This is a genomic window from Sandaracinaceae bacterium (assembly GCA_016706685.1).
Taxonomy (GTDB): Bacteria; Myxococcota_A; Polyangia; order Polyangiales; family Houyiibacteriaceae; genus JADJJE01.
In genome coordinates this window covers 213,155-234,497 of the sequence record JADJJE010000005.1, presented here as the reverse complement: position 1 = coordinate 234,497, position 21,343 = coordinate 213,155, and the positions used below count along the sequence as shown (strand labels likewise).

Here is a 21,343-nt window from a genome sequence, read left to right as displayed (position 1 = left end):
AGGAAGGCTGGATCCGCGGGCAGTAGCGCCCCGCGCCCTAGGGCCTACTCCACGCAGCCCGCGCCCGTCGGGGCGTTCACATAGGCCTCGCCGAGCGGTGTGAGCTCGCCGTCGTCGCCCAGCAGGTCCACGTAGGGGATGCCCTCGAAGCGTCCGGAGAACCACGCGTAGCGCGCGATGCGTGGCTCGCTCTCGAGGTACGCCACGGCGTCTTCCATGAAGGCCACCTGGTCGGCGAAGCTGCCGGCGTCGTCGCAGGCGAACTCGGTGAGCCAGAGGGGCTGCGAGAAGCGCGCCTTGTAGGTCTCGATGTGGTTGATGAGCCACTCGGCCTTGTTGTCCCCCGCGGGGTTGCAGCCCACGTAGATGTGGAAGGCCACGGCGTCCACGCGGCAGCCGTCGCAGGCGGCGAAGAAGTCGTCCAGGTAGTCGAAGGGGCTGGTGTCCTGGCAGTCGCCACCGCAGAAGTTCACGGCGGGCGACACGATGGAGAGCCCCAGCGTGTCGGCCACGCGCTCCACCTCGGGCCACAGCGCAGCGGCGGCGCTGGCGGAGATGTCGGCTTGGGACCCGAAGTTGGGCTCGTTGAAGCCCAGCAGCCACTCGGTGTCGGCGGGGATGTTCGCGATGACGTCGTCGGCGTCGAAGGTGGCCCCCCAGATCATGGGCAGGTACTCCACGCCCGCCGTGCGGTAGGCGCCGTCGCGCAGGTCCACGTCGGGGCGGTCGGCCCAGTTGTACCACCAGGCCACGCTCGACTGGATAGCGGTGAGGTCAGCCACCGTGTGGTGCCCATAGGCGATGCCGCGCTTGCAGCCCGAGCGCGCCCACACCGAGCCGTCTTGGCTGGCGTCGCGGCTGCCCAGGTCGCGCGTGCCTCCGTCGCGTGCGCCGCCGTCGCTTCCGCTGTTGGTGGCGTCGGAGCAGCCCGCGCTGGTCAGGAGCGCGAGGCTCAGCAGGCTCGAGGTGGCGCGAAGCATCATGGTGGGGGCCTTGGTTCGTTGCCGTGGGGGATGCCGCACCAGCTTAGCGCATACGCCTCGGGCTCTGGCGTCCTCTGTTTCGTGACCTCTTCGGCAGACTTCTCCCACGAGGCGTTCGTCCCGCTTCCGGTATGGTCTGCCGGTGACGCCTACCCCCAAGCTCCACCCCGCGATCGTGATCCTCGCACTCGCCGCATGTACACGGCCCGTGGGCGCCGCGCCGCCCGTCGGCACCGCCGAGCCCATGGCTGCCGCTCCAGACAGCCGGCAGCCCATCGATGCCGTCGCATGCCACGGTCCCTTCGCAGCAGTGACGCGACCCGCGTCCGACCCGCCGTTCAGCGGCACGTCGTTCATCGATCCGAACATGCTCACCGACGCCGACCCCAGCAGCCTGGTTTCGCTCACCTACACGGGCAGAGCGCAGCGCACGATGTTCGACCGCCGCACCAACAGCTTCAATCCGGTGAACGCGCATGTGTTCGACGCACGCTTCGGCACCACGGTCCACGTCGAAGTGCAGGTGAATCCCGAGTTCACGCCGCAGCAGGCCGAGACCGAGGCGCGCTTCTACGCGACCGCGGTGGGCCGCCTGCCCGCGTTCCTCTTCCGCGACCTCCGCACGATGTGGATTCACGCAGGCCACTTTCCGTTCGGCGGCGGCAACGAGAACCTGCTGATCCACACGGCCCAAGGCACCGACTACGTGCGCGACGGTGTCCTCGAGGAGATCTTGCTCCACGAGTCCACGCACACGTCCATGGACGCCTACCACGCAACCACCGCCCGCTGGCAGGAAGCGCAGCGCGCCGATGGAGTGGCCCTGTCCACGTACGCTCGCGACAACCCACAGCGCGAGGATCTCGCAGAGACCTTGGGGCCCTATCTGGCCCTGCGCTTCTGGTCCGACCGCATCCCGGCCGCGACCGCCGCCGCCATCCAGCGAGCGATCCCGAACCGCATCACCTACCTCGACTGCCTGGGCCTCAGCGCAGACCCGCCGCGCTGAGTCTCACAGCCGCGCGGCCAGCTCGGCGCCCTGCGCGATGGCCCGCTTCGCGTCCAGCTCGGCGGCCAGGTCCGCGCCGCCGATCACGTGCACGCCACCCCGCTCGCGCTTGCCGCGCTTGCCGGCGCCCTCGGGCACCAGGTCGCGCAAGGACACCTGCCCGGCGCACAGGATGATGTGGTCCACCTCGAGCAGCTCGGCCTTGCCCTCGCGGCGGATGTGCAGGCCCTGGTCGTCGATGCGCTCGTAGGTCACGCCGTCCAGCATGCGCACGCCGCCCCGCTGGAGCGCGATCTTGTGCACCCAGCCGGTGGTGCGGCCGGGGCCGGAGCCCATTTTCTTCAGGCCCTCGCTGCGCTGCAGCATGGTGATGGTGCGGCGCGGCTTCTCCACGTGGGGCTCGCGCAGGCCGCCGGGGGAGTCGCCGCTCGGGTCCACGCCCCACTCGGCGCACCAGGCCTCGAGGCTCATGTCCGGGTCCTGCAGCAGGTACTCGCACACGTCCACGCCGATGCCGCCCGCGCCGATGACGGCCACGCGCTTGCCCACGGGCTTCTTGTCGCGCAGCACGTCGGTATAACGCAGCACCTTCGGGTGCTCGATGCCGGGAATGCTGGGCACGCGCGGCACCACGCCGGTGGCCACGATGACCTCGTCGAAGCCCTGCAGCTCCTGCTGGCTGGCCCGTGTGTCGAGGCGCAGCGTGACGCCCGTGCGCTTCACCTCGTGCTCGAAGTAGCGCAGCGTCTCGCGGAACTCTTCCTTGCCCGGCACGGCCGCGGCCATGCGGAACTGCCCACCAATCGCGCTCGCGGCTTCGAACAGGGTGACGTGGTGGCCGCGCTCGGCGGCGACGGTGGCGGCCGAGAGGCCCGCCATGCCAGCACCCACCACGGCGATGCGGCGCGGCATGCTGGCCCGCTCGTACAGCAGCTCGCTCTCGCGCGCGGCGCGCGGGTTCACCATGCAGGTGGCGCGCTTCAGCGAGAAGGTGTGGTCGAGGCACGCCTGGTTGCAAGCGATGCACGTGTTGATGGTCTCGGGGCGCCCGGCGGCGGCCTTCATCACGAAGTGCGGGTCCGCCAGCAGCGGGCGCGCCATGGACACCATGTCGGCCTCGCCGTTGGCCAAGATGGACTCGGCCACCTCGGGCGTGTTGATGCGGTTGGAGGCGATCACCGGCACGCTGACGGCGCGCTTGAGGCGTGCCGTGACCTCGCGGAACGCCCCCCGCGGCACGGACGTCACGATGGTGGGCACGCGCGCCTCGTGCCAGCCGATGCCGGTGTTGAGCAGCGTGATGCCGGCCTCCACCAGCGCCTTCGCCATGGTCTCCACCTCGTCGTAGGTGTTGCCACCCTCCACCAGGTCCAGGATGGACAGGCGGTACATCACGATGAAGTCCGGGCCCACCTCGCGGCGCACGGCGCGCACGATCTCGACGGGGAAGCGCATGCGCCCGTGAATGTCGCCGCCCCAGCGGTCCTTGCGCTCGTTCACGCGGCGGCACGCGAACTGGTTCAGCAGGTAGCCCTCGCTGCCCATGATCTCCACGCCGTCGTAGCCGGCACGCTTGGCGATGGCCGCGCTGCGCGCGAAGTCGTCGATGGTGGAGAGGATCTGCGCCTCGCTCATGGCCTTCGGTTTGAACGGGTTGATGGGCGACTTCTTGGCGCTGGCCGACACCGACCACGGGTGGTGCGCGTAGCGCCCCGTGTGGATGAGCTGGAGCGCGATCTTGCCGCCGTGCTCGTGCACCGCGCGCGTGACCAGCTGGTGCGGCAGCACGTCGCCGGGCTGGTTCACCACGCCGGAGCCCGGGTAGAACCACGCGCGGCGGTTCACGCTGAGCCCGCCGGTGACCATGAGGCCCACGCCGCCCTTGGCGCGCTCGGCGAAGTACGCCGCCAGCTTCGGGTAGTTCCAGAAGCGGTCCTCGAGGCCGGTGTGCATGGAGCCCATGACCACGCGGTTGCGCAGCGTGGTGAAGCCGAGATCCAAGGGCGCGAGCAGGTTCGGGAAGGGCTGGTTCATGGGGAACTCCGGTCAGGGTGGCACGGCGTCGGCAATCTGTACGCCGTTTAGATGACACCCCGTCTGAACACTGTCAAGATCCACCGCGATGCCCCCCAAGGCCCCCCAGCGCTACCACCACGGCGACCTGCGCCCCACGCTGCTGCGCGAGGCCCAGGCCATGGTGCGCGAGGTGGGCCTGGACGGGCTCTCCCTGCGCCAGCTGGGGCTGCGCGTGGGGGTCAGCGCGTCGGCGCTCTACCACCACTTCGACAACAAGAACGCGCTGCTCTGCGCGTTGGCCGAGGAGGGCTTCACCACCCTCGACCAGGTGCTGCAGGACGGGGCGCGCGACGTGTCGGGCAGCGCGCGCGACCAGACGCTGCGCTTCGTGCGGGCCTACGTGGGCTACGCCGCGGCGCACCCCGAGGTCTACGACCTCATGTTCGGGCGCAGCATCTGGAAGGCGGGCGAGCCCACCGAGAGCCTGCGCGCGCTCGCGTTCGAGACGTTTCGCCGCTACGTGGACTACGTGAGCGCCATGGACCCTGCCGTGGGCCGCGGGAAGGCCGGCCTGCGGCGCGCACAGGCTCGGTGGGCGTGCGTGCACGGGCTCTGCCGCTTGGTCATCGACGGGGTCTACGCCGACGGCGCAGACCTGGCCGGGATGACGGCGGCCACGGCGGACCTGCTGGTGGGCGCGGACTGATGAGCTCACCCATCTCGCCAGAGGGCCGATTCGACTTGCTGCAAGCTGCTTTGGGCACCCACGGCTGAAGCCTGGTGGTTCAACACATCTTGCTTGGGGCTCTCTTCGCCTTGCAGCAAGGTTCTTTGGGCACCCCCGGCTGGAAGCCGGGGGCAGCAGACCAGGTCTGGACCTGCCGAAAGTCCGCCCTTGGGCGGACTACGTGGCTGCCAGCAGGGTTTGCCCTACCCAAGGTACTCCGACACTGCGTCCGGCCACCCTTGGTAGAACACCGCCTGTTGTCGACCACGTAGTCCGCCGCCGCCGGGCGGGGGACTTTAAGTGAGTCGAGGCCAGGTTTGCTGCCCCCGGCTTCCAGCCGGGGGTGCACATTGTGCCTTGCAGCAAGGCCAATCGGCCCCCGCGCAGCAGGCGCGGATCATGAGACGTCAGCCCGCCGTCACGCTAGCGATGACGTGCTGCCCGCCGTGGTTGCTCTCGAACGCGCGCTCGAGGGTCAGCCCGAGATCCCGCACGCGCGGCGGTGGTGTGAGCAACGCAGCGTGCGATCCCGGCGGCAGCCCACGCACCAAGGTCCCCACGCGCTGATAGAGGTTCTGCAGCGTGCGGGTGTCCCCCACGCGCAGCCCATACGGCGGGTTCGTGACCACGGTGCGTGCGCCGAGGGTGCCATCCACGAAGATGGGCGCGTCGCTCAGCGCGGCCACCTCGAAGGTGATGAGCTTCGCCACGCCGGCGCGCTCGGCGTTGTCCCGGGCCGACTCGATCACGCCGGCGTCTCGATCCGACCCGAGCAAGCGTGGCAGTGAGGCGCGCGCGGGCACGTCCAGGCGCGCACGCACGGCGGCGAAGCGTGCCGCGTCGTGGCATGGCGCGGCCTCGAACGCGAAGGCTCGGCCCGCGCCCGGCAAGCGCCCGGAGGCCAGCAGCGCCGCCTCGATCATGACGGTGCCCGCGCCGCAGAACGGGTCGCCGAGAGGCGTGTCCCCCGCCCAGCCGGAGGCCACCACCAGCGCGCGCGCGAGGTCGGCCCGCAGCGGCGCCTTGCCCGTGGCCAAGCGGTAGCCTCGCCGGTAGAGGGGTTCGCCGCTGGTGTCCACGCTCACGCTGAACAGGTTCTCGTTGCCGTCCACGTGCACGCGCGCGTGCGGCTCGGTGCTGTCGGGCTCGAGGGCGTCCACGTTGGCAATCCCGAACGCGTCGGCGATGGCGCGGCGCGTGCGGTCGGCGATGGCCTTGGTGTGGTAGAGGCGGCTGCGCAGGCTGCGCACGCGCACGTCCACCGCGACGCCGCGCGGGATCCAGGGCTGAAATGAAAGCTGCTTCAGCTTGCGCACCAGCTGCGGGAACTGCGACGCCGAGAAGCTGCCCAGCTCCACGCGCACGCCGGTGCTGAGCCCAAGGCCCAGGTTCAGCGCGCCGATCACGCTCAGCTGGTCCGCCGGAGCCGCCGTGACGCGCACTCCGTCCGGCGCCACGGACACGGGGCAGCTTGCGAGAGGCAGGCGGCCGAGGAGGGCGCCCACCTCCGCTGCCAGCAGCTTCTCGAGGCCGGGCGCGCAGGTCACCAAGACGGTCATGGCGTCAGCGGTATCCGCGCTGGGCGAGCGCCTGCCGGCCCTTCGCGATCTTCACGCGCAGCGGCAGGATGAAGTCCATGCTCACGGTGTGCGTGTTCTGCGACTGGGCCCGCGTGGTGTGCCACTTGGACAGCGAGAGACGCGCGATGGCGCGGATGAACTCGGCCCCCTGGCTGCCGTACTTCATGCGGAAGTTCAGCAGGCCGAAGGCGCTGGTCACGATGTCGAGCTCGGTCGTGGTGATGTTGCCGAGGGCCACCTCGTCCAGCAGGTGCGCCCGCAGGATGCGCCCGCGGCGGCGCACCAGGGCGATGATCATGCCGATGAACGCGGTGACGAACGCGAACCAGATCAAGATGCTGAAGCAGAAGATGGCGCCGCCCTCTTCGCTCATGCCCGCGAACGTGGCGCCGCCGTTCCACATGGCGTGCAGCATGACCGCGAGGCCGTAGCCCACGAGCGGCCCGAGCACGCGGATGGCCTTGTGCCGCCCCTCGCGCGCCAGGCCGAAGCCGATGCCCGTCATGGAGGTGTAGACCGGGTGGCCCCACGGAAAGAGGATGCCGCGCAGCACGAAGTTGGCGCCCATCCCGGCCAGGCCACCGTCGGCCGCAGCCCGCCCGTAGTAGAGGACGTTCTCCACGGCGGCGAAGCCCAGGGCCACGAAGCTGGCGTAGATGATGCCGTCCACGATGCCGTCGAACTCGCGCTTGAGGAAGTAGAACATGCCGAACACGGCGAGGCCCTTCCAGAACTCCTCCACGATGGGTGCGCAGATGACGGCGCCCACGATCTCGCCTGCTTCCGCGCCGTAGACGTTGGCCACGCCCTCACCCACCAGGCTGTTGATGGTGACGGAAAAGCCGCAGGCCGCGATGCCGCCCCAGAAGAGGCAGCCCAAGAGCGCGTACCACGGCTCGGGGTCGTAGCGGTCCAGCAGGCGCGGGAAGGTCAGGTACATGACGCCGGCCGGGAAGGCGAGCACCGCGCCCATGCACATGTAGGCCAGGATGGCGCCCTGACCGGCCAGCACGGGGAGCCCCACGAACCAGATGATCAGCTGCAGGAAGCCCAGCAGCATCCCGATGATGTAGAGGCCGAGGCCGATGTGCCGACGCGTGCGTTCGGGATCAGGGAGAGACACGCGGCGAGGGTATGACCTGTTGGCGCGGGCGTCTAGCGCGGTGCCCGGGGGGGCTCCGGGTGGTGAAACGCGACGAGCCCCAGGGGAGGGGCTCGGTGCGTGCATGGCGTGCGGCCTGCCGCGGGGGGCTGGCAGGTCGCGGCCGGGATCACTTCTTGGCGGGGGCGGCCTTCGCAGCGGCAGGGGCTGCGCCCTTGTCGGGGGTCTTGGCGGCGGCGGTCTTGTCGGCGGCCGGGGCGGCCTTCGCGGGGGCACCGTCCTTCGCAGCAGCGGCGGTCTTGTCGACCGGCGCGGCCACCGTCTTGCCCTGGGCCTTCTGGGCCTTCTCGTAGGCGTCGGGGGCGGTGGCGTTCCAGCCGTAGCCAATCTGGGCGTCGATCAGGCCCTGCGTGCCGGGGCCCACGATGCCGTCGGTGTCGTAGCCGAACGAACCCTGCAGGCTCAGGACGGCCTTCTCGGTGCCGGCACCGAAGTCACCGTCCACCTTGATGGCGTAGCCCAGCGTGACCAGCTGCTTCTGCAGCGCCGTGACCGCTTCCCCCTTGGAACCATTCTTCAGCATCTTGCTCATAGTCTTCACCCTTCGTTCGCAATGTTCGCCTCGCGGGCACCGTGCGCGCCGCGTGACGCGACCGCCATCTAAGCACGAAGCAGACCAAGGTGGGCGATCGCAGCGCGCGACGTTTCCGCGACGAAAACGCCGGGTCGCCTCCGCACGGCGATCTCGGTGGGAGATCACCCGTGGGTGCGAACCGGCGCTGTGTGGGCTCGAGCCTACGCCTCGGCGGCGCAGATCACTCGGCGGGCGCGGGAGCGGCGGGGGCCGCCGGGGCGGGCACAGCCCCGGCCGGAGCCACCGCGGGCATGCGGGCGTGAGCGGGCAGCTCGCCGTCCAGCGCGCCGAGGAACGCCACGATGTCGGCCACCTGCGCGTCGGTCAGCTCCAGGTTGAGCTGCACCTGGCCCATGATGCGCACGGCGCTGGCCAAGTCGGCCTGCGAGCCGTCGTGGAAGTACGGCCCGGTCTGGGTGACGTTGCGCAGCGTGGGCACCTTGAAGAAGTGCCGGTCGCTCTCCACCCGGGTGAAGTTGAAGCGGCCCTGATCGGCCTCCGTGAGCTCACCGCCGCGCAGCGCGAAGTAGTCGCGCACCAGGCCCATCTTCTGGAACATCTGGCCGCCGAGCGCGGGGCCCGTGTGGCACGAGATGCAGCCCGAGGTGCGGAAGGTCATGTAGCCGCGCTGCTGCTGCTCGTTCATGGCCGTGAGGTCGCCGCCCAGGAAGCGGTCGAAGGGACCGGGGGTGATGAGCGTGCTCTCGAACGCGCCGATGGCGTCCGTGATGGTGGCCTGCGAGATGCCCTCGTAGCCGGCGGCGCGGAACGCGTCCACGTAGCTGGCGTCGGCGCTGATGCGCGCCACCACGGTCTCCCAGTCGCCGCCCATCTCGATGGGGTTGGTCACCGGGCCGGCGGCCTGCTCGGTCAGGTCGGCGGCGCGGCCGTCCCAGAACTGACGGATGTGCAGGCCCGCGTTCAGCACGGTGGGCGAGTTGATGGGGCCGATCTGGCCGTTGATGCCGGTGGACGTCCGGCGCGGCTCGGCGCCGCCGTGGTCCAGGCTGTGGCACGTGGCGCAGGAGATGGTGTTGTCGCCCGAGAGCGCGGTCTCGTTGTAGAGGCGCCGGCCCAGCTCGAGCTTGGGCACGGGTACCTCGGGCGCCGGCGGCAGCGCAGCCAGCGGGGCGTGGTTGGTGAGCGTTCTGGCCGTCGGCTCGGGGGCCGGCTCCGCGGGCGGCGTGGGGGCGGGTGTCGCCGCGGGCTCGTCGCCACCGCAGGCGCAGAGGCCCGCCGAGAGCAGCGTCAGAAGGGTCAGGGTGCGCATCGAACCTCGCATGGGTGTCCTCATGGCAATGGGGGGAGTCACGACGGGGAGGTCGTCGTGCGAGGTGGAGCGTAACGAAAAGGCGGGGGGCGCACCACGCGACGCAGCGCCTTCGCGCACGTCGTCAGCCCCCGTCGAACACCCGGCTCACACAGGCATACGTGGCTGCGGCTCCGGCCAAGACCGAAAACGCCTGCACAGCGCGCACGCGTCGGGCGGCGTCGGGGCTGCCCAGCCAGCGCAGGAGCGGCCAGCAGAGCGCCACCCAGCCCAGCTGCGCCAGCTCCACGCCCAGGTTGAACGCCACCAGGCGCGGCACGCGCGAGGGGCCCTCCGCGTCGAAGCCGGACGCAAAGCCAAGCCCGTGCACCAGTCCGAACGCCACGGCGAGCGCGAGGCGCACGCGAGCTTGGTGGTCGCTGCCCGGCGCGTTCGTGGGGGTCCCCAGCGCTGCCACGCACATCGCGAACACCGCGAAGTACACCAGCGCGCGCTCGCCACTCAGCAGGCCGAGCCCGAGTCCGCCCAGCGCCACCAGCAGCGGCGCCAACACCCGGACCCGCGGGCGAGCCTCGCCGCGCGCCACGTTCTCGGCGGCCACCAGCACCACCGACGCCGCGATCAGCGACTCCACCGCCACGGCGCGGCTCTCGAGCACGGCCAGCGCGGCCAGCACCAGCGTGACCGCGTGCCCCATGGTGAAGCCCGTGACCAGCACGGCCGCGTCTCGCAGGCGCGGCGCGAACGCCAGCAGCAACAGCACGAAGAGCACGTGGTCCCAGCCCGTCGCCGCGTGCTCGGCGCCATAGCGCAGATAGGCCAGCATGGCCGGGCCCACACCGGGGCTCTCCGCCTCGGGGTTTTCCGCCATGGTCAGGGAGAGCTCGCGCGTCTCGCCCACGATCAGCGTGCCCTCGCGTCCGCTGCCCTCCACGTGCGCCAGGTGGTGGTGCCCCGGGACGGGCCACGGCGTCACCACGTAGCGTGCAGGCTCGGCTCCGCAGTCGAAGGTGAGGCGAAGGCGCAGCTCGGCAGGCTGGCTGGTCAGGCGCAGCGGCGCACGCGGCACGCAGGCGACATCGCCTCGGTCCAGGACGCGGAAGTGCGTGTGCAGCGCCTCCACCAGTGCCTCGGGCAGCGCGTCCGCGGCGGCAGCGTCACGCCCCTCCGCGCGGTCGTGTGCCCACGCGGCCACCTCGGCAGTCAGCGCGCTCAGGTCCACCGTCCGCAGCCGCACCTGTGCGCTCACGGTGGTGCCACGCACGCTCACGCTCGACTGCGACACGCTGCGGTCGTGCGCGAGCGCGTGCGAAGTGGCGAGGAGCAGCGCCGTCGCGAACAGCAGCGCCCCCCCGGCCACCCGAACCACGCACGCGTCCCGCACGTCCCGCGCCACGTGCGGTTGCCGCTGTGCCCGCGTCATTCGACCGCTGCGCCGCGCAGCGTGATGGGCGTGTCCTCGCGCGCGCTCCGCAGGTAGTCCCTCACCGCTTCATCGGCGCGCTCGCGGCGGTAGAGCGCCAGCACCTCGTCGCGCACCTCGGCCAGCGGTGGGGCCTCGGGGGCTTCGCGGCGCAGCACGCGCACACGGTGCACACCGCCGTCGCGTTCCACCGGGGCCAGCCACTCGCCCTCCGCGCCCGCGAGCACCTGCGTGGTGAAGCTGCCACCAAACACCTCGCGCAGGTCGCGGTCGCTCAGCCAACCGCTCGGCAGCGGCAGCGGCGCTGCGTCGATCCCCGCCGTGTCCTCGGCCATCACGCGCGCCATGGCCTCTTCGCCGCGCGCAAAGCGGTGGGTCACCTGCACGCGCGGCGCGCCCCGCAGCTCACCGCGGCGCCCTTCGTAGAACGCGGCCAGCTCTTCGTCGCTCGGCTCCACCAACGCGGCCTCGGTCACCAGCAGCTCGAGCGCGGCCGCGGTCAGGTCCGCGCGCGTGCGTGGGTCGCGCAGCGCGAGCCCCTGCGCGAGCGCCAGCTGCACCAGCAGCGCCTCGTCCACCAAGCGGTCCAGCACGTGCGCGCGGTCGCCGTCGCGCAGCCCCTCGCGGCGGTCGCGCGCCAGCGCTTCGGTGGCCTGGTCCAGCTCGGCGGTCGAGATGGTCATGTCGCCCACGCGCGCCGCCACGTCGTCGGGCAGCGGCTGGTGCGCGCTGGCCACGCGCGTGGTCTCGAGGGCGGCCAGGGCGCCCGACGCCAGCATGCCCAGCGCGAACGCCGCCGTGGCCCACGGCCGCGAGGCGCGCGGCGTCTCGGCGGGGGCGACCGTAGCGGCGCCCAACGTCGGCTCCTGCGGCGCGCTCGGCTCAGCGGGCAACGGCAGGCACTCCAGCGTCCAGCACCTCGGCGGCCGGAGCGGGCGGCGGCGCCTCCCAGCGCACGTAGATGGGCGACGCCCAGGCGCGCTCGTTCGAAGGCCCCGTGCAGTCGTCCTCTGCGTCCGTCCGGTAGTCCCCGTGGCACGGGCGGCACACGTCGCCCTCGCAGCGCAGGCCGCTGGCGTTCACCTCGGTGGTCGCGGCCTGGATGGCACGCACGTAGTACACCACGTCGCGCTCGAAGCTCGGGTACTCGGGATCCGTGAACGACTGCACGCACACGTCGCTGTCGGTCGGGCACGGCAGCACCAGGAACGGGTCGTCGATGAGCCCCGCGACGGGCTCGTCATCGCGCGTCTGCGGGCGGATGCGCACCACCTCGATGCGCTCGATGCGCCGCCGCGCGTCGCCCGGGTGGTAACACTCGCCACGGCACACGCGCTCGAAGCGCTCGCTGCCGAGGGCGTCGATGCGGTCCGGAGGGCAGCCCGGGAGCTGCTCGAAGCTGCCCGCCGCGCGCACGTGGAACGTGGGGGCAACCCCACGACGGACCTCGGAGCCCATGGGCAACGTGGCGGCGCCGTCCTCGATGTCGAACCACAGCAAGATGCGGTCGCCGCTGGTGCCGTACACCCGCCGCGCTTGCAGCGCCTCCCAGATGGCGTCGCGTGAGCGTGACGTGGCGTGCACGGCCACCAGGCCGCCCGTCAGGAAGAACGACGCCTGGCGCTCGAGGTCTACCACGGCGAACGCGGGGATCTCGTCCAGCAGCGAGTCGTCTACCGGGCGGGACTGCGCGGCAGGATCGGGCCGCGCGCCGAAGATCATGTCGCGCGAGGCCTCGTCCACGAAGCCGCTGGCCTCGGTCATCTGCCGCCGGTCGTACGGCTTGTAGCCCGTGCCCGGGCGCGCCGAGTGGTTGTCGCTCGACGCGATGAAGCCCCACGTCGCATGGCGCGGCGGTGCGCCCTCTTCGAAGTGGCCACGCGTCAGGGCGTACTGCACGGACCCGCCGTAGCGCGAGTTGAAGGCCGGCTCGAAGCAGTCGGTGCACTGCCCGCAGTTGCCCCAGTCCTCCACCGAGGCGCCCGGCACGGTGTGGTGCCCCGCCACGCCCGCGTTGGCGTAGTGGCTGCGCGCGGTCTCGGCGCGCCGCTCGCACTCCGCTTCGCTGCCCCCCTCCGCTGTGCAGCGCGCGTGGATGAGCGTGCCCGCGCGCTGACAGCAGGGCTCGAAGCCCGGCACCGTGGGCGGGCAGCGGTAGGTGCCGTCGGCGTTGCGCAGCACGTCGGCCTGGTCGCGGTACTCCTCCGAGTTGCCGTGCCCGCTGTACACCTCCACCAGGCTCTGGCGCGGGCTGTCCATGGCCGGGTCCAGCTGCTTGTCCCACGTGTAGCCCGGCGGCGTGTAGAAGCCCCAGGTGGTGCCGTGCGGGATGACCATGGACTCGAAGCCCCACTCATCCAGCTTGCGGAACAGGATGGCGGGGGTCTCGGCGTACTCGCGGCACTCGGCCGGCAGCCCGGGCGACGGACCGCTGGGGCAGTTCTCGAGCGCCATGTTCTCGCGGAAGAACTCGCCGATGTCGAGGTAGGCCTGACGGTCGCCGAACTCGCGGATGGGGATGCTCAGCAGGGTGGCGATGCTGCCCGGCGCCGAGAACGCACGCTGCAAGAGGCCGCTCGAGGCGATCGCTCGCGCGGGCAGCACGTCGTCGGAGGTGCCCCGGAAGATCACGTTCTTGTGCCCGTAGTGCTCCGCCGGGGTCATGCCCACCTGCGTCCACTCGAAGCCCGTGAAGGCGATCACGTCGGGCTCCGTGCCGCCCGCGCTAGCCAGCGCGTTGCACTCGCGCACGGACCGCTTGGACTCTCGCCACAGGCGCGGCGTCAGCATCTCGGCGTGGTCGGTCAGCGCGTAGAAGTCCAGCTGCGAGCAGTGCCGGGCGTAGTCGCACGCGTCGGCCGGCGGGTGCGCGCCCTCTCCGCCCATCAGCGGCAGCGAGCGCATGAACGCGTCGGCCGAGAACGTGGTGTGCACGTGCAGGTCGCCGAACAAGATGCGCGTGGACCCCGCATCCGCGCCCTCGGGCAGCGCCTCCGCCACGCTCCGGTCGCGCGCGGCCACCACCTCGGCGGGCAGCCGCGGCCCCACCACGTGGCCTGCCGTCGGGGCCTTCCCGCCGCCGAAGATGCCGAAAAGGACGAGGGCGGTCACTGCCAGGCCGCCGGCGAACCAGGCCAGGCGGCGCTTCCACTTGGGGCGGGTCATCTCGCGAAGATGCCCGCATTTTCGGCCCGGCTCAATGGCTCAGGCGAAAATAACAAACAATTTGTCAGGGTGCGTGGTGGGACACCGTGACGATGGGATCCACCTCGGTGGTGCCATCCAGCAAGGCCAGCACCTCCGCATCGTCCGACTGGAGCACATGCCGAATGCCGAAGGCGATGGCGTAGTTGGCGGTGATCCGCCGGCCGAGGGGCAGCGCGAGCGTGGGGCACGAGCCGAAGTTCGTGGACGTGAAGGACTCGTGGCAGGCCCCGTCGAGCTGCACCCAGGTCACGTCCGCGCCCGCCGAGCGGTCGAACAGGTCCTGGTGGCGGGCCATGTCCGCCGGCGTCAGCGCCATGACGGCGGCCTGCATGGAGGTGAAGCCCGTGTCGGCCACGCTGTCGTCGCGGATCTCACCGTCCATCGCGACCACTGCGACCACGCGGGGGTCCGCCTCGTACATGGCGTAGGCGTCCAGCTCGGCCTGCACGCAGGTGGGCGCGCAGCGTGCCTCGATGGCGGTGAGGTCGAGCTCGGCGCCGCCCACCATCCAGGCGGTCTGCCCGCCGTAGCTGTGCCCCACGACCAGGACGCGTGACGTGTCCAGGTGTCCGGCGAGCGGGTGTTCGGCGGGCAGTTCGGCCACCAGGTCCAGCGTCGCGTTCACGTCGTAGGCGCGCACCACGTCGAACTCGAACGGGCGTGGGTCGGTGTTGTCGAGCACCGTGTTTCCGGTGTGATCCACCGCGACCACGATCCAGCCGTTCTGCACGAATTGACGCGCCAACGTGTAGGCGCTCCCACCCCAGCCTTGGTCGCCGTGGGTATAGATCATCACCGGAGCCTGCCCACGCGGCACACGCACGCTGGCGTTCAAGAACGAGTTCCTGTCCACCGAGATGGCGTTGAAGCGCGTCAGCTCGCCCTCCGTGTCCTCGGTGGCGTACCAGACGTTCAGCCGCAGCGTGCGCTCTTCGTTCGTCCCCGGGACCGTGTAGGTGGTCTCCATGAACTCGAAGCCAGCCTTGGGCTCCGCCTCGATGTCCACGAGGGGCACGCCCGTGTTGACGGGCACACCGGGGTCACCATCGCTCCCGCAGCCCGGGAGACCGGTGGCGAGCAGGAGCGAGAGCAGGCAAGCAACGAGCAGGGGGGTGCGCATGGGCGCGTTGTATCACACCTTGGCGAAGGCTAGTGAGCGCCCCGTGCCCTCGCCCACCAGCGACACCTTCACTTGGTCGCCCGGCCCGTAGCCCCCCTTCAGCATGGCCTCGGCCAGCGGGTCCTGGAGCTGCTTCAAGATCACGCGCTTCAGCGGGCGCGCCCCGAACGCGCGGTCGTAGCCCAGCTCCACCACGTAGCGCTGGGCGTCCTCGGCCACGTCCAGCGTGATGCGCCGGTGGGCCAGCATCTTGCCGATGCCGCGCAGCTGGATCTTCGCGATGCCCAGCAGGTTCTCCTCGCTCAGCGGGTTGAAGATGATCACCTCGTCGATGCGGTTCAAGAACTCGGGCTTGAACTGCCGGTGCAGCTCGGCCTCGATCTTCTCGTTGAGCGAGGCGTTGTCGCCCTCGTGGTCCAGGATCAGGTGGCTGCCGATGTTGCTGGTCATGATGACCACCGTGTCGGAGAAGTGCGCCAGGCGGCCGCGGCTGTCGGTCAGGCGGCCGTCGTCCAGCACCTGCAGCAGCACGTTGAACACGTCGGGGTGCGCCTTCTCCATCTCGTCGAAGAGCACCACGCTGTACGGCCGCTGACGCACGGCCTCGGTGAGCTGTCCGCCCGCGTCGGAGTCCTTGTAGCCGAGCGGCGCGCCCAAGAGGCGGGCCACGTTCTGCTTCTCCATGAACTCGCTCATGTCGAGGCGCGTGAGCGAGGCCTCGTCGTCGAACAGGAACTCGGCCAGCGCCTTCGCGAGCTCGGTCTTGCCCACGCCCGTGGGCCCCAGGAACAGGAACGAACCAATCGGCTTCTTCGGGTCACGCATGCCGATGCGCCCGCGCCGCACGGCCTTCGCGATGGCGGTCACGGCGTGGTCCTGGCCGATCACGCGCTCGCCGAGACGCACCTCCATCTGCAGCAGCTTCTCGGTCTCGGCCTCGAGCATCTTGGCCACGGGCACGCCCGTCCAGGCCGCCACCACGTCGGCCACGTCCTCGGCGTGCACCACGTCGTGCAGCACCACGTCGGCGCCCTGGTTCTTGGCGGACGCTTCGGCCAGCTGCTTCTCCAGCAGCGGGATGGTCCCGAAGCGCAGCTCCCCCGCGCGCCCATGATCTTCGCTGGCGCGCACCTGCTCGAGCTCGCGCTCGGCGGCCTGCAGCTCTTGCTTCACGCGCCGCACCTCGGACACGGAGGCCAGCTCCGTCTGCCACTGCTCACGCATGGCCTGTGCCTTCGGGCGCAGCGTCTCGATCTCGGCGGCGATGGCCGTCCGTGCGCGCACGCTCTCGCTGTCGTCGTCATTCGCCAGCGAGGCGTTCTGGATCTCGAGGGCCTCGAGGCGCCGCGTCATGGCGTCCACCGCGCTCGGCACGCTCTCCATTTCCACGCGCACGCGGGCGGCGGCCTCGTCGATCAGGTCTACGGCGCTCTTCGGAAGCTGCACGCCGGTCACGTAGCGGCGCGCGAACTGCGCGGCGGCCACCAGCGCGGGGTCCAGGATGCGCACGCCGTGGTCGGCTTCGAAGCGCCCCACCACGCCACGCAGCACGGCGATGGCCTCCTCGATGGTGGGCGGCTCCACGGGGATGCCCACGAAGCGCTGCAGCAGCGTGGCGTTCTCGTCCTGCGCCTTGCGCAGCGTGGCTGGCGTGGCGATGGCGATGGCGCGCAGCTCGCCGCGCGCGAGGGCCGTGGCGAGCAGCCCACCCGCCGCGGCATCTTGGCCGCCGATCATGGCGCCCAGGTCCGGGATGAACAGCAGGATCTCGCCGCCCGAGTCGCGCACCGTGTCGAGCACGCGGCGCATGCGCTCCTCGAGCTGACCGCGCAGCTTGGCGCCTGCCACCATGGAGCCCATGTCGAGGGCCACGATGCGCTTGCCCTTGAGCATGGTGGGCACGTCGCCCGTGGCGATGCGCATGGCCAGGGCCTGCACGATGGACGTCTTGCCGATGCCGGCTTCGCCCACCAACAGCGGGTTGTTCTCGCGGCGGCGCGCCAGCACCTGCAGCATGCGGCGAATCTCGGCGTCGCGGCCCACCGTGGGGTCGAACTTGCCCTGTGCCGCGAGGCGCGTGAGGTCGCGGCCGAACTCCTCGAGCGGGTCGCCCACGTCTTCGCCGCTGCTCGCGCTGCTCTTGCTCGCGGAGCCCTGCGACGGCTTCCCGCCAGCGGCCGCCGCACGACCCGCGCTGGCGGCCTCGGTCTTCATGGACGTCAGCCCAGCGCGCAGCACCGGCGCGCTCACGCCCACCGCACCGAACACGTCACGCACGGCGCCCGACGTCTCCTGCCCACAGGCCAGCATCAGGTGCAGCACGGACACCGGCACGCCACCATCGCGCGCGGCCTCTCCCTCGGCGCGCCCTAGCAGGTCCAGCAAGCGCGGGGACAAGTACGACGGTGCCCCCTCCACGCTGCGCCGCCGCCGAAGCAGCAGCTCGGCCTCCACCACGAGGTCCGTGGAGTCCACGTTCAAGCGCTCGATGGCCTGTTGCACCACCCGGCTCCGATCGAGCAGCAAGTAGAGCAGATGCAGCGGCTCCACCTCGGGGTGGCGGCGCTCATCGGCCAGGGTCTGAGCAGCGGCCACCAGCTGGCGCGCCTCGGGGTCGTAAGCTTCGAGACGAAGCGTCAGGGTGGACATGCTGGGCAGGTTCCGTCGGCGCGGGGTCCGCGGTCAAGTCCAGTCGCTCGGGACGAGGTGATCGTGGACAGCCGGGGCGGGGCAGGGGTCACGTGGGGCTACGCGACTGGGCTCGACGATGGATGTGGCTGAGCACTTGGGAGGCCGTCTGCGCTATGGGTCTCGCACCTCGTAGTCGATCCGAACTCCGTCGTTGTGGGGAATGGTCACGCAATCGTCGGGCTCGAACACCTCGAGGTAGCCGTCCATCGGGGAGCTTGGATCGGCGTAGGTTGCCTCGGGGTTCGGCATCGCTCGAAAGGTCCACGTGCCCCCACTGGGTTCGTCTTGATCATAGGTCAGCACGCACCCCCCTCGCTGGGCGCCGAACTGCGTCGGCCCGTAGAAGAACGCAGAACTGGCGGTGGTCTCCGCGTCGGCGAACTCACACGAGGCGAACACCGACCCATCCGACCAGTCCACCACCTGGTACCTCACAGTCGTCTCCTCATCGAACTCCCGTTCGCACGACAACGTCGCGATGATGCGCGTATCCGAATCGTCGCAGCCGGCCCCGAACGCGAACGACCCGAGAACCAAGCTCCAGAGCAGATACTTCATCGGCGCCTCCGATCCCATGCTGCCACAGGCTCGCGCGCATCCGCCGAGCAATTCGCGGGTCAGGGGCCTTGGTCGACTGCGCCCTGGTCGTTGCCTTGGTCCACGCCCGCGTCCTCGTCGGGTGGGCACCCGCGCAGGGTGCAGTGCACAAGGCCATCGGTGGAGCACAGACAGGCGTTGCAACCGTCATAGCAGGCGGATGGGCCTTCATGGTCCGGGAAGTAGTTGCCTGCTGGAATCGCCGTACACAGGGTGGAGCACTGCGCCCAGGGCAACAGGGTCGGTCCGCTGCCGGCATCCAAGCACAGAGCGTCGGTGCAATCGCGCGGACCGGAGGCCGTGCACCGACAGTAGTTGCAGCCGTCGTAGCAGACCGAGGGACCCGAAAGTCCAGGTGTTGAACGCGGGAAGCATGCGGGGGCGCACTCCATCGCGGGAACCGAACGCAGCGGGTCTCCGTCGCTCGACGGACTACAAGCGCCCCCCGCAGTGGCACACACGAGGAGCAAGAGGGAGAGCACTAGGCTTTCGCGGGTGTTCACGGGTCTCGCCAATCGAGCTGAGGGGGGAAGGTCACGTCCGAGCACGGGATCGTGGGGCTGTCGGGGAGGCATGCCGAGCGGAAGAGGCGTCCGCCTTCGTCGCAGGCCCACGTCTCGTCCTGCGTCGGGGTGCCGGGCAAGTTGAAGTCGAAGAAGAAGACCGCCGGCTCGTTCGGATCGCAGGCTCTCAACGTGCAGACCGGGCCGCTCTCACCGACGCACTGACACCAGTTGCACCCGTCGTAGAAGGCGTAGAACGGCTGACCGTCGACCACACCGCACGGCGGAGGGCGGCTGATGTCGGGGGCGGTGCAAGTAGAGAGCTGCAGCGTACCGTCCAGACCCCGGATCCAGCGCGCACTGCCGCCGTCGTCCATGCCCATGGCGTCTTCCGACGAGCAGCCCGCCATCGTGCACGCCATCAGCGCCGCGTAGATCAACCCATGCGTCAGTCTCTTGAGGTCCATCGAGCTCCTCCACTCAGCAACGTTCGTGCCACCGGGATCTGAGCCACAGTGTGCCGTATCGCCGAGCCAAGTGCGTTCTGTTGAACCGATTCGTACAGGCCGACGGACCTCCATCACGAGCCCCGAGCGCGTGGCCCCAGCTGGACTCCGTCGAGCACCCCCCGCCCCGGCGAGCCCAGTCGAGCCCACCCGGAGCCAGGCGGGGCTTGCCGCGGGCAGACGGACCCTTCCGCGGCAGAGACGTCAGCAGCAGCCGGGGCGGGGCAGGGGTCAGCAAGGGCGTGGGGGGACCCGGAAATCAAACGCAGCGCGCAGCGCGAAGTGCAGATTTCAAGGGAGTCCCGACAGGACGCGCCAGCGCGTCCGTGCCCGCCGCGACCCCTGCCCCGCCCCGGCGGATCGATCACCCCACCACCCCGAGACAGCCCACATTTGCCCGCGCGCAAACCCCGCCGCATGCTCCGCGCATGAACGACACGTTTTCCGACGATCAACAGGTCCTAGACGCCCTCGCCGCCGACGGCCACGACCTTTCCAGCGAGATGACCATCGACTTCTTCCTGCTGGCCACGGACGAGCCTGCCGCCCACGAGATGGCGGAGGTGCTGACCAAGGCCGGGTACCAGGCGGAGATCGAGTGCGACGAAGACGGCGGTCACGACCACAGCGAGGACGAGCACGCGCCCGACCACGATCACGAGCCGCTCTGGGCCGTGGTGGTGAGCGTGGACATGGTGCCGACCGCGGCCGAGATCACGCGCCTGCAGGGCGTCTTCGAGGGTCTCGTCACGGAGCTCGGGGGTGAGCTCGACGGCTGGGGCACCGTGGGCAACCTCGAAGAGGAAGAGGGCGAAGAGGGCGACGACGAGGCCTGAGTGCCCGCCGCCGCCTCGTGTCATGCGGGGCGGCGCAGCTCCTCGAGCGCGGCCACGGCGATGGGCTTCTCGACGTAGAGCGAGATGGAGGGGAACGCCAGCGTCCAGCCTTCGCGGTCGAAGCGCTGCTTGATGCTCAGGTTCACCTCACTGATGGTCTGCAGGTAGCGGTGCGCGTTGGGCTTGGTCACGAAGAGGGCGAACGAGAACTCGAGCGAGGAGGCCCCGAACTGCCGGAAGTACACGCGGCCGGCGTGCGTGGAGTTGGGGTGGGCGTCGATGATCTCCTGCAGCGCGGCGAGCGCGCGCTCCACCTGCTCGGGCTTCGACCCGTAGGTCATGCCGATGGCGCCCTGATAGCGCCACGAGCCGTCGATGGTGTGGTTGACCACGGGCTTCGCGGCGATGTCCTTGTTGGGGATGCGCACGCGCTCGCCCGTGATGGTGCGGATGCGGCAGGTGCGCAGGCCCACGTCGGTGACCACGCCCTTGTAGCCGTCTACCTCGATCAGGTCGTCCACCTGGAAGGGCTGGTCCGCGAAGATGGTGACCGACCCGAAGATGTTGGCCAGCGTGTCCTGCGCCGCCATGGCCACGGCCAGGCCCCCGAGGCCCAGGCCCGTCAGCAGCGACACCACGTCCACGCCCAGGTTGGAGAAGCAGATCAGCAGCGCGAAGGTCCACACCGCGATGCGCAGCGTCTTCTCCACCACCGGCACGATCTGGTCGTCCAGCTTCGAGTCGCTGGCGGCCACGCGCGGCATGATGATGCGCTCGTGGATCTGACTGATGAGCCGGTTGAGCGTCCACGCCCCCAGCATGGTGAGCGCCACGATCAGCGCGTTGCCGATGGTGGACTCGACGCTGTCTGGCACGCCCAAGAGCTCTACGGCGTAGCGCAGGCCGAAGATCATGGTGCCCAGGTAGATGGGCCGGCCCAGGGTATCCACCAGCAGGTCGTCCAGCTGCGTGCTCGACTTGCTGGCCAGCGCCTTCAGCTTCACCGACACGATCCACTCGGCCAGCTTGGCCAGCACCACCGTGGTGAGCACCGCCCCGAAGAACAGCCCCACGCGCTGCAGGGTGCCCTCGTCGATCGAACTGTTCAGCCACCTCGTCAGCTCTTCCATGCCGCTGAC

The 21,343-nt window shown here is 70.4% G+C and carries 17 protein-coding genes; 3 read left to right on the top strand and 14 right to left on the bottom strand.

Annotated elements, in window-relative coordinates; all coding sequences use genetic code 11:
• Window positions 1-44: 44 nt before the first annotated feature.
• Window positions 45-983: a glycoside hydrolase family protein gene (locus IPI43_10610; GenBank protein ID MBK7774577.1), complete on the bottom strand. Its 939-nt coding sequence runs from the start codon at window positions 981-983 to the stop codon at window positions 45-47.
• 142 nt (window positions 984-1,125) lie between these two features.
• Between IPI43_10610 and IPI43_10605 the strand changes: the two genes are divergently transcribed.
• Window positions 1,126-1,992: a hypothetical protein gene (locus tag IPI43_10605; GenBank protein ID MBK7774576.1), complete on the top strand. Its 867-nt coding sequence runs from the start codon at window positions 1,126-1,128 to the stop codon at window positions 1,990-1,992.
• 3 nt (window positions 1,993-1,995) lie between these two features.
• Here the strand turns inward: IPI43_10605 and IPI43_10600 are convergent, their stop codons facing one another.
• On the bottom strand, window positions 1,996-4,026 hold the full coding sequence (locus IPI43_10600; protein ID MBK7774575.1) for an NADPH-dependent 2,4-dienoyl-CoA reductase: 2,031 nt from the start codon (window positions 4,024-4,026) through the stop codon (window positions 1,996-1,998).
• Window positions 4,027-4,114: 88 nt separating this feature from the next.
• Here IPI43_10600 and IPI43_10595 point away from each other — a divergent pair, with 88 nt between their 5' ends.
• Window positions 4,115-4,714, top strand: a complete 600-nt coding sequence (locus IPI43_10595; GenBank protein ID MBK7774574.1) for a TetR/AcrR family transcriptional regulator — start codon at window positions 4,115-4,117, stop codon at window positions 4,712-4,714.
• 428 nt (window positions 4,715-5,142) lie between these two features.
• Here the strand turns inward: IPI43_10595 and IPI43_10590 are convergent, their stop codons facing one another.
• From IPI43_10590 to IPI43_10540, 11 genes are all read right to left on the bottom strand, one after another.
• Entirely contained in the window at window positions 5,143-6,294 is a 1,152-nt protein-coding gene (locus IPI43_10590; protein MBK7774573.1) for a hypothetical protein, read from the bottom strand.
• A gap of 4 nt (window positions 6,295-6,298) precedes the next feature.
• On the bottom strand, window positions 6,299-7,543 hold the full coding sequence (locus IPI43_10585) for a PrsW family intramembrane metalloprotease (GenBank protein ID MBK7774572.1): 1,245 nt from the start codon (window positions 7,541-7,543) through the stop codon (window positions 6,299-6,301).
• A gap of 43 nt (window positions 7,544-7,586) precedes the next feature.
• Window positions 7,587-8,000 (bottom strand): peptidoglycan-binding protein, encoded by a 414-nt coding sequence (locus IPI43_10580; GenBank protein MBK7774571.1) that lies wholly within the window; start codon window positions 7,998-8,000, stop codon window positions 7,587-7,589.
• 232 nt (window positions 8,001-8,232) lie between these two features.
• Window positions 8,233-9,321, bottom strand: a complete 1,089-nt coding sequence (locus IPI43_10575; protein MBK7774570.1) for a c-type cytochrome — start codon at window positions 9,319-9,321, stop codon at window positions 8,233-8,235.
• Window positions 9,322-9,445: 124 nt separating this feature from the next.
• On the bottom strand, window positions 9,446-10,744 hold the full coding sequence (locus tag IPI43_10570; protein ID MBK7774569.1) for a HupE/UreJ family protein: 1,299 nt from the start codon (window positions 10,742-10,744) through the stop codon (window positions 9,446-9,448).
• Window positions 10,741-11,637: a peptidyl-prolyl cis-trans isomerase gene (locus tag IPI43_10565; GenBank protein ID MBK7774568.1), complete on the bottom strand. Its 897-nt coding sequence runs from the start codon at window positions 11,635-11,637 to the stop codon at window positions 10,741-10,743. Before IPI43_10565 ends, IPI43_10570 begins: the two co-directional genes overlap by 4 nt.
• Window positions 11,627-13,909, bottom strand: a complete 2,283-nt coding sequence (locus tag IPI43_10560) for a DUF3604 domain-containing protein (GenBank protein MBK7774567.1) — start codon at window positions 13,907-13,909, stop codon at window positions 11,627-11,629. The genes IPI43_10565 and IPI43_10560 overlap by 11 nt, the downstream gene beginning before the upstream one ends.
• A 64-nt stretch (window positions 13,910-13,973) precedes the next feature.
• Window positions 13,974-15,071, bottom strand: coding sequence for a hypothetical protein (locus tag IPI43_10555; GenBank protein ID MBK7774566.1), 1,098 nt, complete (start codon window positions 15,069-15,071; stop codon window positions 13,974-13,976).
• Between the two features lie 12 nt (window positions 15,072-15,083).
• On the bottom strand, window positions 15,084-17,720 hold the full coding sequence (locus IPI43_10550; GenBank protein MBK7774565.1) for an AAA family ATPase: 2,637 nt from the start codon (window positions 17,718-17,720) through the stop codon (window positions 15,084-15,086).
• Window positions 17,721-17,873: 153 nt separating this feature from the next.
• Complete coding sequence (locus tag IPI43_10545) at window positions 17,874-18,320, bottom strand: hypothetical protein (GenBank protein ID MBK7774564.1); 447 nt, start codon at window positions 18,318-18,320, stop codon at window positions 17,874-17,876.
• A gap of 538 nt (window positions 18,321-18,858) precedes the next feature.
• Window positions 18,859-19,329 carry a hypothetical protein gene (locus IPI43_10540; protein ID MBK7774563.1) on the bottom strand — a complete coding sequence of 157 codons (471 nt, stop codon included), beginning with the start codon at window positions 19,327-19,329 and terminating at the stop codon, window positions 18,859-18,861.
• Between the two features lie 467 nt (window positions 19,330-19,796).
• On the opposite strand from IPI43_10540, the gene IPI43_10535 reads away from it, so the two are divergent.
• The gene (locus IPI43_10535; GenBank protein MBK7774562.1) at window positions 19,797-20,204 is read left to right on the top strand and encodes a ribonuclease E inhibitor RraB; all 408 of its coding nucleotides are present in this window, start codon (window positions 19,797-19,799) and stop codon (window positions 20,202-20,204) included.
• A gap of 20 nt (window positions 20,205-20,224) precedes the next feature.
• Here IPI43_10535 and IPI43_10530 read toward each other — a convergent pair whose 3' ends face one another.
• A complete protein-coding gene (locus tag IPI43_10530; protein MBK7774561.1) occupies window positions 20,225-21,334 on the bottom strand; it encodes a mechanosensitive ion channel family protein in 1,110 nt (369 codons plus the stop codon).
• Window positions 21,335-21,343 lie beyond the last annotated feature (9 nt).